This window comes from Streptomyces solincola, from assembly GCF_002982015.1.
In the GTDB taxonomy this organism is placed as follows: Bacteria; Actinomycetota; Actinomycetes; order Streptomycetales; family Streptomycetaceae; genus Streptomyces; species Streptomyces solincola.
In genome coordinates, this window is the sequence record NZ_PVLV01000470.1 from 1 (window position 1) to 11293 (window position 11293).

Annotated in this window: 10 protein-coding genes and 1 pseudogene; 5 read left to right on the top strand and 6 right to left on the bottom strand. The window is 77.1% G+C overall.

Features of this window, described 5'->3' with window-relative positions; genetic code table 11:
* Nucleotides 1-2060, bottom strand: a 2060-nt coding sequence (locus C6N75_RS24770; RefSeq protein WP_105871121.1) for a helicase-associated domain-containing protein, incomplete at its 3' end; no start/stop codon positions are given.
* 220 nt (nt 2061-2280) lie between these two features.
* Here C6N75_RS24770 and C6N75_RS24775 point away from each other — a divergent pair.
* Together C6N75_RS24775 and C6N75_RS24780 are read left to right on the top strand one after the other, a co-directional pair.
* Nucleotides 2281-3291, top strand: coding sequence for a hypothetical protein (locus C6N75_RS24775; protein ID WP_105871122.1), 1011 nt, complete (start codon nt 2281-2283; stop codon nt 3289-3291).
* 117 nt (nt 3292-3408) lie between these two features.
* A complete protein-coding gene (locus C6N75_RS24780; protein WP_105871114.1) occupies nt 3409-4041 on the top strand; it encodes an HAD family hydrolase in 633 nt (210 codons plus the stop codon).
* Between the two features lie 16 nt (nt 4042-4057).
* Here the strand turns inward: C6N75_RS24780 and C6N75_RS24785 are convergent, their stop codons facing one another.
* Nucleotides 4058-4324: a hypothetical protein gene (locus C6N75_RS24785; RefSeq protein WP_105871115.1), complete on the bottom strand. Its 267-nt coding sequence runs from the start codon at nt 4322-4324 to the stop codon at nt 4058-4060.
* A 174-nt stretch (nt 4325-4498) separates the two neighbouring features.
* Between C6N75_RS24785 and C6N75_RS32150 the strand changes: the two genes are divergently transcribed.
* Nucleotides 4499-4882, top strand: coding sequence for a cold-shock protein (locus tag C6N75_RS32150; protein WP_105871116.1), 384 nt, complete (start codon nt 4499-4501; stop codon nt 4880-4882).
* Between the two features lie 72 nt (nt 4883-4954).
* On the opposite strand, the gene C6N75_RS24795 is transcribed toward C6N75_RS32150, so the two are convergent.
* From C6N75_RS24795 to C6N75_RS24810, 4 genes are all read right to left on the bottom strand, one after another.
* Nucleotides 4955-5824, bottom strand: a complete 870-nt coding sequence (locus C6N75_RS24795; protein ID WP_105871123.1) for a 1,4-dihydroxy-6-naphthoate synthase — start codon at nt 5822-5824, stop codon at nt 4955-4957.
* A gap of 98 nt (nt 5825-5922) precedes the next feature.
* Nucleotides 5923-6681 (bottom strand): futalosine hydrolase, encoded by a 759-nt coding sequence (locus C6N75_RS24800; protein WP_105871117.1) that lies wholly within the window; start codon nt 6679-6681, stop codon nt 5923-5925.
* A gap of 2 nt (nt 6682-6683) precedes the next feature.
* Nucleotides 6684-7169, bottom strand: a complete 486-nt coding sequence (locus C6N75_RS24805) for a DUF2771 domain-containing protein (protein ID WP_105871118.1) — start codon at nt 7167-7169, stop codon at nt 6684-6686.
* A 94-nt stretch (nt 7170-7263) separates the two neighbouring features.
* Nucleotides 7264-8616, bottom strand: coding sequence for an MFS transporter (locus tag C6N75_RS24810; RefSeq protein WP_105871119.1), 1353 nt, complete (start codon nt 8614-8616; stop codon nt 7264-7266).
* A gap of 344 nt (nt 8617-8960) precedes the next feature.
* Here C6N75_RS24810 and C6N75_RS24820 point away from each other — a divergent pair, with 344 nt between their 5' ends.
* Both C6N75_RS24820 and C6N75_RS24825 read left to right on the top strand, forming a co-directional pair.
* Nucleotides 8961-9887, top strand: coding sequence for a DUF3027 domain-containing protein (locus tag C6N75_RS24820; protein WP_105871120.1), 927 nt, complete (start codon nt 8961-8963; stop codon nt 9885-9887).
* 373 nt (nt 9888-10260) lie between these two features.
* Nucleotides 10261-11205, top strand: a pseudogene (locus C6N75_RS24825) (sacsin N-terminal ATP-binding-like domain-containing protein); the annotation flags it as partial.
* Between the last annotated feature and the right edge of the window lie 88 nt (nt 11206-11293).

The following is an 11293-nucleotide window of genomic DNA, read 5'->3' on the forward strand; positions in this document are numbered from 1 at the left end:
GTACGGGGGCCGGTGCGGTGGGCGCGGGCGCGGCTGATCAGGACGTCGCCCTCGGCGGACTCGGCGGCCGGGGCGAAGCCCATGGACCGCAGTCCGGCCAGCAGGGCGGCGGGGTCGGCCTGGGCGGCGAGGACGGTGGGGGCGAGCCGGCGCAGCCGCAGGGACGCGCCCCGGCGGTCGGCCATGATCTCGCCGAGGACGGCCTCGTCGTCGCAGCGGACGTAGGCGGAGGCGGCGCCGACCCGGAGGTGGCCGTGCCGGCGGGCGACGTCGTCGATCAGGTAGGTGAGCGGTTGCGGCACCGGCGTACGGGAGTGGGCGGCGAGGAAGGCGTGCAGGTCGGAGGCGGCCTGCCCGGCGTCCAGGGCGCGGCGCACGGAGGCGGGGGTGAAGCGGTAGACGGTCGCGCCGCCCTTGGACTCGACGTCGGCGAGCACCCCGAGGGTGTCGGCGAGCGGGCGGCGCAGCGGGCCGGGGGCGACCGCGGTGAGGTCGGCCTGGAGCAGCACCTCGTCCACCGGCTCGGGCAGCAGCGGGGCGAGGAGCGCGGCGGCGGACTTCTCGGCGGCGGCGGTGTCGAAGCCGCCGGCGGGGTCGTCGGAGCCGTCGGGCGGAGTCAGCAGGACGCGGGTGTGGGCGGCGAGCGCGCCGCGGCCGGTGATGCCGAGGAGCTCGGCCTCGGCGAGCGTCCAGTCGGCGAGTCTGGTCCGCAGGTCGCCGCCGGCGGCGGGTTGGGCGCCGCGCAGGGGGCGTTCCCAGCGCAGCCGCGCGAGCAGGGCGTCGGCGTCCGGCGCGGCCCCGGCCGGCAGGCCGGCGAGGAGGGCCAGCACCCGGCGGCGCACCTCCGGGGCGGCGCCGCGGTCCAGGTCCGGGCCGAGGGCGGAGAGGGTGCGGCCCTTGGCGTCCTGCGCGCCGACCAGTCCGGGCGTGCGGGTGGCGGCGAGCCAGGCGGCGGCGAGCCGCACCCAGCGCTCGGCGGCGGGCAGCTCCAGCCAGGCGTCGTACGCCGGGGTGATGCCGTACCGCTCGTCGGCCTCCCCGTCGGAGGCGAGCAGCCCGGCCGCGTACGCCGTCTCCAGCCAGAAGGCGGCGACCGGCTCGGAGACGTCGAGTGCGGTGGCGGTGCGCTTGAGGTCGCGGACGGAGAGGCCGCCGGCCCGCAGCACCTGCGGCCCGCCCTCGTTCCACTGCTTGAGCAGCTCCTCGACGGTGGTCAGCGCGGTGTACGCCTGACCGGCCGCGGTGCTGTCCACAGCCTGTGGACGGTGTTCCCGGGCCGGGGTGACGGGCGGCGGCAGCGGCTCGGTGCGGCGGTGCGCCCGCCCCGCCCGCAGGTACAGCGCCGCCTCGCGTGGCAGGGCGACCGTGCGCGGCGTGGTCGGCAGCAGCAGCCCCCGGTCCCGCAGCCACCGCACCGGTGGTGCCGGATCCGCGCTGACCTCGCCGTACGGCGGCCCCCACACCAGCTTGTCCAGCACGCCCAGCGCCTCCACCGGCGCGCCGTCCAGCAGCGCGGCCATCCGCTCCCGGTCGGTGAACAGCTCCGTCAACGCGGTGACCGCCGACACCGGATCGTGTGTCGCGGGCAGCCCGGCGGCGGCCAGGATCTCCTGGAGCCGCCCCGGCGACATGCCGGCCGTGGCCTCGGCGACGGTCGGCCCGAGCCCGGTGGGGGAGGGGTGCTGGGGGGACGGCGCCAGCAGCTCGCGCGCGGTGCGCACCAGGCGCAGCCGGTCGTCGCCGCCCCACAGCAGGGCCTGGGCGCGCAGCGCCCGCACCGCGTCCGGCAGTGCGGTCTCGACCTGGGCGTCCCCTTCGTCGCCGGCCATCAGGCCGAGCAGGACGAGGTACGGGGCGGGGTCGGGGGCCACCGCCAGCGCCTCCGCGGTCTGGAGGGTGAACCGGTCCAGCCGCTCCAGGGCGCGCACGACGGACGCGCGCGTCCCGGCCCGGGTGGCGAGCTGGGTCAGGTCGGCGGGGACGGGGGCGACCAGATCGGGCCGCAGGCGCAGCAGTTCGGCCAGCCCCTGGTCGCCGCGCGCCCGCAGCTCCTCCGCCAGCGTGCGCGGCGCCGCGCCACCGGGCGCTCCTGCCCTACCGCCGTCGCCGGGCGTTCCGGCCGTACCGCCGTCGCCGGGTGTCCCCGTCGTACTGCCGTCGCCGGGCCCGGCCGGGCTGCCGTCGCGTTCGGTGCCTGAGGGCACGGGTGCCTCCCGATCGTGCTCAGCCGGTCCCCATCCGCACCACGGTAGCCCCTGCGGAGGCGCTACCGTCGTGACGGTGGGGATCGAAAGCGACCGGCTTGTCTTCGACTACCTGAGCCGCGTAGGGGACTTGGCCCAGCAGCGGCAGCTCGACTCGCAGACGCGGATGCGGCTCGTGTCGTCACTGCGCGGCGAGATCGACAGCCGCCGCGCGCGCGACGACACGCCCGCGGCGGTGCGCTCCATCCTGGGCTCGCTCGGCACCCCGGACGCGGTGGTCGCGGCGGCGACCGCCGATCCGGGCGCGCCGCCGGCCCCCGCCGCGCCTCCTCCGGAGGCCGCGCCCGAGCAGCCGGCCGTACCGGAGCAGCGGGGCGCGCGCGGCCCCAGGCTGCGGTGGCGCAAGGGCGGCCGCGGCGAGGAGCCTGCTTCCGCCGCCGGCGCCGCGCCGGACGCGGGCAGCCCGCACCTGATCGGGCTGGACGAGGACGGGGCGCAGGCCCAGGGACCGGACTGGTGGCGGGTGGAGCGTGCCCGGTTCGACCTCAGCGGGGACGGACTCGTGCCCGGGTTCCGCGGCGGGGTGGAGATCCCGGCCATGCTCCGGCCGCCCCCGCCGCAACCGGAGCCCGGCGTCGACGAGCCGGAGAAGACGGCGGAGGGCGAGGCGGTGGCCGTGGCGGGCGGCGATGCGGTGGTCGCCGCCCCGCTCTGGCGCCGCGGGCTGGGTCTGGCCGGCGGGTCGGTCCGGGCCGGGCACCCGGTGCTGCTGGCCGCGGCCGCGCTGCTGGTCGCCGGGGTGGTGCTGGGCCAGTGGATCGTGCTGGTCGCCGGCTGGGGGCTGGCCTACGCCTCCCGGAGGCTGAGCCGTACCGAGGCGAAGTTCGCGGTGCTGGGGCTGCCCGCCGCGGTGCTGGTCGCCTCGGCGGTGTGGTTGTGGGGCCGCACCGAGCGCCGCTGGGGCGACCCGCTGGCCGCCGGCTCCGAGCCCCTGCGCGCCGCCCTCTCCGAGACCTGGCCCTGGACCCTCCGCGCCGCCGCCCTCACCTCGGCGCTGTACCTGGCGTGGCGCTCCCGGCGGGCGTGAGGCGGCGTACGAGGGCGGGGGCGGGGGCGGTCCCGGGACGTCTCCCCGGGCGCGGCCCGCCTCGACGGCCCGCGCCCCCGGGGCCGGCCTCCCGCTTCCCGGGAGGCGGCGCGCACAATGGCGGGCATGGCTTCCCTCGCACCGCTCACGGTCGGCTTCGACCTCGACATGACCCTGATCGACTCGCGGCCGGGCATCCGGGCCGCCTATGAGGCGCTGATCGAGGAGACCGGCGCGCCGATCGACGTCGACGTGGCCGTCAGCAGGCTCGGGCCGCCGCTGGAGCACGAGCTGGCGCAGTGGGTGCCGGCCGCGCGGGTGCCGGGGCTGGCGACCCGCTACCGGGAGCTGTACCCGGACCACGCCATCGAGCCCACGCGGGCGCTGCCCGGCGCGGGGGAGGCGGTTTCGGCCATCCGGGACGCGGGCGGCCGCGTCATCGTGGTCACCGCGAAGAACGAGCAGCACGCCAAGCTGCACCTCGCCCACCTGGGCATCGGGCCGGACGCGGTGATCGGGCGGCTGTGGGCCGAGGGCAAGGCGGAGGCGCTGCGGGACCACCGGGCGAGCGTCTACGTCGGCGACCACGTCGGCGACGTCCGGGGCGCCCGCGCGGCCGGTGCGCTGGCGCTGTCGGTGACCACCGGCCCGTGCGACGCCGAGGAGCTGCGGGCGGCCGGCGCCGACGTCGTCCTGGACGACCTGACGGCCTTTCCTGCCTGGTGGGAGGCGTTCCGGGCGGCCCGGTAGAGGCCCGGCGGCCGGGTCAGCGGGCGCCGGCCGCCCGCGCCTCGGACCTGGCCTGGCGGCGCTGCGCGGCGACCGACCGCAGCACCCCCGCCGCGGCGATCGCGAACCCGACGCCCATCAGCATGCAGACCGCCCAGGCCACCGGCGGGAACGGCTCGGTGCCCAGGAACAGCGGCGCCATGGTGGCCAGCGTGGCCACCGCGCCGATGATGAAGACCACCGCACCGGCCCGGACCAGGCCGTCCCCGGGCGCGGCGGTGTGCGAGGGGGTTTCGTCACTCATCCGGCCAGGGTAGTTCCCCGGCCGGGGGAACGGGTCGGCGACGTCTTGTCTCCGGCCCCCCGACCATTAGCCTTGAGCAGTGGCGGGTCTCCGATGACCCGCTGCATTGCTGTCCGGGGCCACCGGCCCCCGCGACGCACCCCACCGAGTACGAGGATGAGGACGAGGACGGACGTGCCTACCGGCAAAGTCAAGTGGTTCAATCCCGAGAAGGGCTTCGGCTTCCTCTCCCGCGACGACGGCGGCGACGTCTTCGTGCACTCGTCCGTGCTGCCCGCCGGAGTGGACGCCCTCAAGCCCGGCCAGCGGGTGGAGTTCGGCGTGGTCGCCGGTCAGCGCGGCGACCAGGCGCTGTCGGTGACGGTGCTCGACCCGACGCCGTCGGTGGCCGCCGCCCAGCGGCGCAGGCCGGACGAGCTGGCCTCCATCGTGCAGGACCTGACGACGCTGCTGGAGAACATCGGCCCGATGCTGGAGCGCGGCCGCTACCCGGAGAAGGCGCAGGGCAAGAAGATCGCCGGGCTGCTGCGGGCGGTCGCCGACCAGTTGGACGTCTGAGGCCCGCCCAGGCGGAGGCCCGCCCACGCGAAGGACCGCCCAGGCCACGGACCGCCCCGGCCCACGGGCCGCCTAGGGGAAGGCGAGCGCGTCCGGGGCCAGGGGCGGGACGAGTCCCTCGGCCGCGGCGCGGGTGAGCAGCGCGCGCACCGCCGCGTAGCCGTCCTCGCCGAGGTCGGCGGTGAACTCGTTGACGTACAGCCCGATGTGCTGGTCGGCGACGGCCGGATCCATCTCCTGGGCGTGTTCCAGCACATACGCCCGGGAGGCCGCCGGATCGTCCCAGGCCATCCGCACCGAGGCGCGGGCGGCCTCGGCGAGCCGGCGCAGGGTGTCCGCGCCCAGCGCGCGCCGGGCGATGATCGCGCCGAGCGGGATCGGCAGCCCGGTGGTCGCCTCCCAGTGCTCGCCCATGTCGGCGAGCCTGCGCAGCCCGTAGTCCTGGTACGTGAAGCGGGCCTCGTGGATGACCAGCCCGGCGTCCACCCGGCCGTCCCGTACCGCGGGCATGATCTCGTGGAACGGCAGCACGGTGATCCGGCCGACCCCGCCGGGTGCCTGCTCGGCCGCCCAGAGCCGGAACAGCAGGTACGCGGTGGAGCGCTCGCTCGGCACCGCGACCGTCTTCCCGGCGAGGTCCGCCCCGGTGGCCGGGCCGTCGGCGCGGGTGAGCACCAGCGGGCCGCAGCCGCGCCCCAGCGCCCCGCCGCAGGGCAGCAGGGCGTACTCCTCCAGCACCCAGGGCAGCACCGCGTAGGACACCTTGAGCACGTCGTGCTCGCCGCGCTCGGCCATGCCGTTGGTGACGTCGATGTCGGCGAACCGCACGTCCAGCGCGGGCGCGCCGGGCACCCGGCCGTGCGCCCAGGCGTCGAAGACGAAGGTGTCGTTGGGGCAGGGGGAGTAGGCGATCCGCAGGGCCTCGCCACGCGAGCCGTTCACCGAGCCGTCCCGCGCCGCGCCGGCCCCGGGGGCATCCGATGCGGCCGAGTCGTCCGGTGCGGTCGAGGCGCCGGGTGCGGTCGAGGCGTCCGGTGTGGTCACAGCTTCTCCAGGAAGACGGTCGCGCCGAGGGTGCGGAAGGCGGTGCGCAGCGCGGCGAGGGCGTCGCCGATCCGCCAGGCGGCCCGGTCGCGCGGGCCCACGGTGTTGGAGACGGCCCGGACCTCGACGACCGGCACCCCGTACGCGGCGGCCGCCTCGGCCACCCCGAACCCCTCCATCGCCTCGGCGGCGGCCCGCGGATGGCGGCCGGCCAGCTCGGCGGCGCGGGCCGCGGTGCCGGTGACGGTGGCGACGGTCAGCACGGGGCCGACGGCCACTGGGAGGCCGGCGGGCGGATGCGTCACGGCGGCGGCGATCCGCGCGGCCAGGCCCGGCGGCGGCAGGTGGACCGAGCGGCCGAAGCCCAGCTCCTCCACCGGCAGGAAGCCCTCCGGCGCCTGCGCGCCCAGGTCGGCGGCGACCAGCGCGTCCGCGACCACCAGGCCGCCCGGACGGGCGTGCGCCGGGAAGCCGCCGGCGATGCCCGCGGCCACCACCAGGTCGTACGGGACCGGCTCGGCGGCCAGCGCGCAGGCCGCGCCGACCGCGGCGGCCGCGGGGCCGACGCCGCCGGCCACCACGTCCACCAGGCCCTGCGCCTCCGGGGCGTCCCCGGCGCGCAGCCCGCGGGTGACGGTGCGCCCGCCGGGCAGCGGGCGCGGCGCGGTGGCGGGCGCCGCGCCGGGGGCGTCGGCCAGGCCCGCCAGTACGGCGTCCGCCTCCGCCGCCACCGCGGTCACCACCAGCACGCGCAGGGTCAGGACTCCTGCTCCTTCTTCAGCTCGACCTGCCAGACGCCGGTCAGCTTCTTGCCGCTGGTCTCCACGATGGAGATCTGCGCCGAGTTGGAGGTCTCGCCGGTCTGGCTGGAGAAGAAGGCGTTGGCCGGGATGGTCCGGTACGTCTTGTGGTACGGCTCCTGCTCGGCCTGCTGGCCGCCGATGAACAGCGTCCAGCCCTTCTCCGCGATCTCCGGCTCGACGCCGAAGCGGATCTTGTCGTCGACGGCGACGGTGATGGTCTTGCCGGCCTTCTTGTTGAGGCAGCCCTGGATCTCGGACTCCTTGACGGCCTCGCCGTCGTTGTAGCAGGTCGCCTCGGTGGAGACGGAGTCCGAGCCGACCGTCACGGTCGCGAGCGGCGTCGGCTTGTCGCAGGCGGAGAGTACGAGGAGTCCGGCCGAGACGGCACCCAGGGCGACTGCCGCCCGGCGGGCCTTACCGGAAGAGAACGCAACGGTCATGGCCCGAAGGCTATACGTCGGTCCGCGCCGCGCCACGCCCGGGTGCGGCGCGCCGCACCGCCCTGGGGCGTTCACGGCGCCGGTGCCGAGGCGTTCACGCCGCTCGCGGGTAGGCCGTGCCGCGGCGGGCCGCGCCGAGCAGGCCGCGGACCGTCAGCAGCGCGCCCAGCGCCAGGATGACCGCCGCCACGCCCATGCCCAGCGGGCCGTTGAGCGGCAGCGCGATGCCGACGGCGCCGCCGACCACCCACGCCATTTGCAGCAGCGTCTCGGAGCGGGCGAAGGCGGAGGTGCGCACCGACTCCGGCACGTCCCGCTGGATCATCGCGTCCAGCGACAGCTTCGACAGCGCCTGGGTGAAGCCGGCCACCGCGCCCAGCACGGCGACCGCGATCCCGCCGAAGAACACCGACGCGGCGACCGCCGCGGCCAGCGCGAGGGCCAGCACCACGGCGACGATCAGCTCCGGGGCACGGGCCCGCAGCCACGCGCCGACCGCGGTGCCGCAGGCGTTGCCGACGCCGGCGGCCACCCCGACGATGCTCAGCGAGACGGCCGCGCTCTGCCCGTCCAGGGGGTGCTCGCGCAGCAGGAACGCCAGGAAGAAGATGAGGAACCCGGACAGCACCCGGTGCGCGGCGTTGGCCTGGAGGCCGTGCAGCACGGACGGGCCGACCGTGCGCAGGCTCGGCTTGCGCTCGCCGTGGGTGAGCATGTGGGCCTTGCGCTCGCCGCGGGCCGAGTCCACCTTGTGCGGCATCGACAGCGCCAGCACCGTCCCGGCGGCGAACAGCAGGCACGCCCCGTACAGCGGCCACGCCGGCCCGATCTGCTGGAGTCCGACGCCGATCGGCGCGGCGATCCCGGTGGCCAGCAGCCCGGCCAGGGTGACCCGGGAGTTCGCCTTCACCAGCGAGAAGCCGTGCGGCAGCAGCCGCGGCACGACGGCGCTGCGGACCACCCCGTACGCCTTGGAGGCCACCAGCACGCCGAGCGCCGCCGGGTACAGCTCCAGCGAGCCGGTGACCACCGCGCCGGTCATCAGGATCGCCAGCAGGGCGCGGGTGAGCATGGCGCCGGCCATGGCGGCCCGGCGGCCGTGCGGCAGCTTGTCCAGCAGCGGGCCGATCACCGGGGCGAGCAGGGTGAAGGGCGCCATGGTGATGGCGAGGTACAGCGCCACCCGCCCCCGCGCCTCGTCGGTCGGCACCGAGAAGAAGACGGTGGAGGCGAGCGCCACGGTCACCATGACGTCGCCCGCGCCGTTCACCGCGTGCAGCTCGATCAGCTTGCCGAGCCCGGACTCGCCCGCGCCGTGCGCGTGGGTGGCCCGGCGGACGGTGCGGGCCGTGCCGGCGAACGGGGCGCGCAGGGCGCGACCGGCCCGCCGGGCCGCCCTCCGAAGCGGTCCGGCGCCGTCGTCGTCGGACGAGCTCGCCGCTGCCACGCCGTCATAGTGCCCCGGCTCCCCGCCCGGCGAACCGGCATGACGGCTACTTGGACGTGCGGCGCGACCGCCCTCGGGGGACGCGGGGGAGGGGCCCGCGGGAGGTCCGTGCGACGCGCAGGTGGGCCGCGGGCGTGCGAGGAGGTAGCGTGCGTAGCGCGTCGGCGGCGTAGGTTCTCGGCCGCGCGCCTCTTCGGCATCCCGCAGAATGGATGGCGATAGGTGTGCCCGAGACGCGTCGGGCGCGGACGTCGATGCGGCCCACAGGTCCGCTCCGCCCGCCGCCCGTGCATCGCGGACCGGCCGGCGCACCTGTGACACGGCGTAGGAGATGAGCGAGACCTGTGAGTGCTGCGACGACGCGAAGCCGTACCCCGCGTACCCCCGACCGTCTGTGCGCCGAGGCGGTCGGCCTGGCCCGGGAGGCCGCCGAGGAGGCGGCCGCGCCGGGTGTCGTAGGCGAGCACACGGGGGTGGTCGCCGAGGGCGACCGGGTCGTCACCCACTTCTTCACCGCCGAGGAGCCCGGCTACCGGGGCTGGCGCTGGGCGGTGACCGTCACCCGGGCCTCGCGCGCCAAGAACGTCACCCTGGACGAAACGGTGCTGCTGCCCGGCCCGGACGCGGTGCTCGCCCCCGAGTGGGTGCCGTGGAGCGAGCGGCTGCGCCCCGGTGACATGGGCCCGGGGGACCTGCTGCCCACCGAGCAGGACGACCTGCGCCTGGAGCCCGGCTACACCGGCGAGGACGAGCCGCCGCCGAACTCCGCGGTCTCCCACGACATGGCCGACCACCTCGACGCCGAGGACGCCGACCTGACCACCCGTACGCCGTCGCGCGGCGCGATCTCGGCGGTCGCCGAGGAGATCGGGCTGCGCCGGGCCCGGGTGCTGTCCCGGTACGGGCTGCACGCGGCCGCCGACCGCTGGGAGGAGGAGTTCGGGGCGAAGACCCCGATGGCGCAGGCCGCGCCCGCCTCCTGCGTCTCCTGCGGCTTCCTGGAGCCGCTGTCCGGCTCCCTGCGGCAGGCGTTCGGCGTCTGCGCCAACGAGTTCTCCCCGGCCGACGGCCGCGTGGTCTCGCTCGCCTTCGGCTGCGGCGGCCACTCCGAGGCGGCCGTCATGCCCAAGCCGCCGCGCCCCGCCGCGCCGGTCCTGGACTCGATGGCCCCCGACGCCTTCCCCCTGCACTCCGCCCGCACCGACGAGGGCGGCTCCGTCCCGCCCGCCTCGACGGACGAGTCCGCCGCCGAGGACCTGGGCCACAGCTAGGCCCCGGCGCCGGCCGGCCCCGGAGCGCTGTACGCCGTCGGGCGGCCCCCCGTGCGGGGACGCCGCCCGGCCGGCCCCCGCTGGCCCCCGCTGTGGGGGCGCCGCTCCGCCCGGCCCGCGCGCGGCCGCCCCGCCGCCGTCGCCCCGCTTCCCTCCACGGGCCGGCCGCCCCGCTCCCGTCCACGGGCCGGCCGCCCCGCTCCCTGCCGCTCGCGGGTATTCCGCGACCGACCCGTGGGCGTCGTGTGAGCGCTGCCAGCCGTCCCGCTGGCGGACGGCGTTCGGGGGTACCCGGAGCGCGCGGTACGTTCAGCCCCGCAAGGTGCGGGGTGTGAACCCGGCAGGGGCCGAGAGAGCGGAGCACAGCGTGAGCGTGAGGGCGACGGCGACCGAGGGGACCGACCCGTTCGGTACGGCGCGGCTGCGGCGCGGGGTGCTCGACGCCTGGGGCGCGGGCCCCGCCCGCTTCCGGGAGGACGCCAACGCCGAGGAGGACCTCGCGCTGGGCGGCTACCGGGACCGGCTGGTGGTGGAGCTGGCGCAGAACGCAGCCGACGCGGCCGCCCGCGCCGGGGTGCCCGGCAGGCTGCGGCTCACCCTGCACCCGGCGGACGCCCACGGCCCGGCGGTGCTGGCCGCCGCCAACACCGGCGCCCACCTGGACGCCACCGGCGTCGAGTCGCTGAGCACCCTGCGCGCCTCCGCCAAGCGGGAGGGCCACGAGGGCGCGGTCGGCCGGTTCGGCGTCGGCTTCGCCGCCGTGCTCGCGGTCAGCGACGAGCCCGCGCTGGTGGGCCGGCACGGCGGGGTGCGCTGGTCGCTGCGGGAGGCCCGGGAGATGGCCGCCGACGCGGCCCGCGTCAGCCCCGGCCTCGGGGACGAGCTGCGCCGCCGGGACGGGCACGTCCCGCTGCTGCGGCTGCCGATGCCCGCCGAGGGCTCCGCGCCCGCCGGCTACGACACGGTGGTCATCCTGCCGCTGCGGGACGCCGCCGCCGTCGGCCTCACCGAACGGCTGCTCGCCGGCATCGACGACGCCCTGCTGCTCACCCTCCCCGGGCTGACCGAAGTCGTGGTGGAGACCGGCGCCGGGGAACGGATGCTGACCCGGCACCAGGGCGAGGGATACGTGGAGATCGGCGACAGCGCCGACGGCCCCCGCCGCTGGCGGACCGCCGGCCGCTCCGGCGCCCTCGACCCGGAGCTGCTGCGGGACCGGCCGGTCGAGGAGCGGCTGCGCCCGCACTGGTCGGTGACCTGGGCGGTGCCGGTGGACGAGGACGGGTCCCCGGCCCGGCCCCGTACCGCCCCCGTGGTGTTGTTCCTTGAACCCATCTTTCTCCGCTGTCGAACCGTTTCGTATGGTTTTCGGATCTGGATAACACATAACAATTATATATGATAGA

Coding starts and splice junctions, on each gene's coding strand:
- C6N75_RS24780 (WP_105871114.1), top strand. CDS start 3,409: ATGGCGGGCATGGCTTCCCTCGCACCGCTCACGGTCGGCTTCGACCTC.
- C6N75_RS24805 (WP_105871118.1), bottom strand. CDS start 7,169: ATGACCGTTGCGTTCTCTTCCGGTAAGGCCCGCCGGGCGGCAGTCGCC.
- C6N75_RS24785 (WP_105871115.1), bottom strand. CDS start 4,324: ATGAGTGACGAAACCCCCTCGCACACCGCCGCGCCCGGGGACGGCCTG.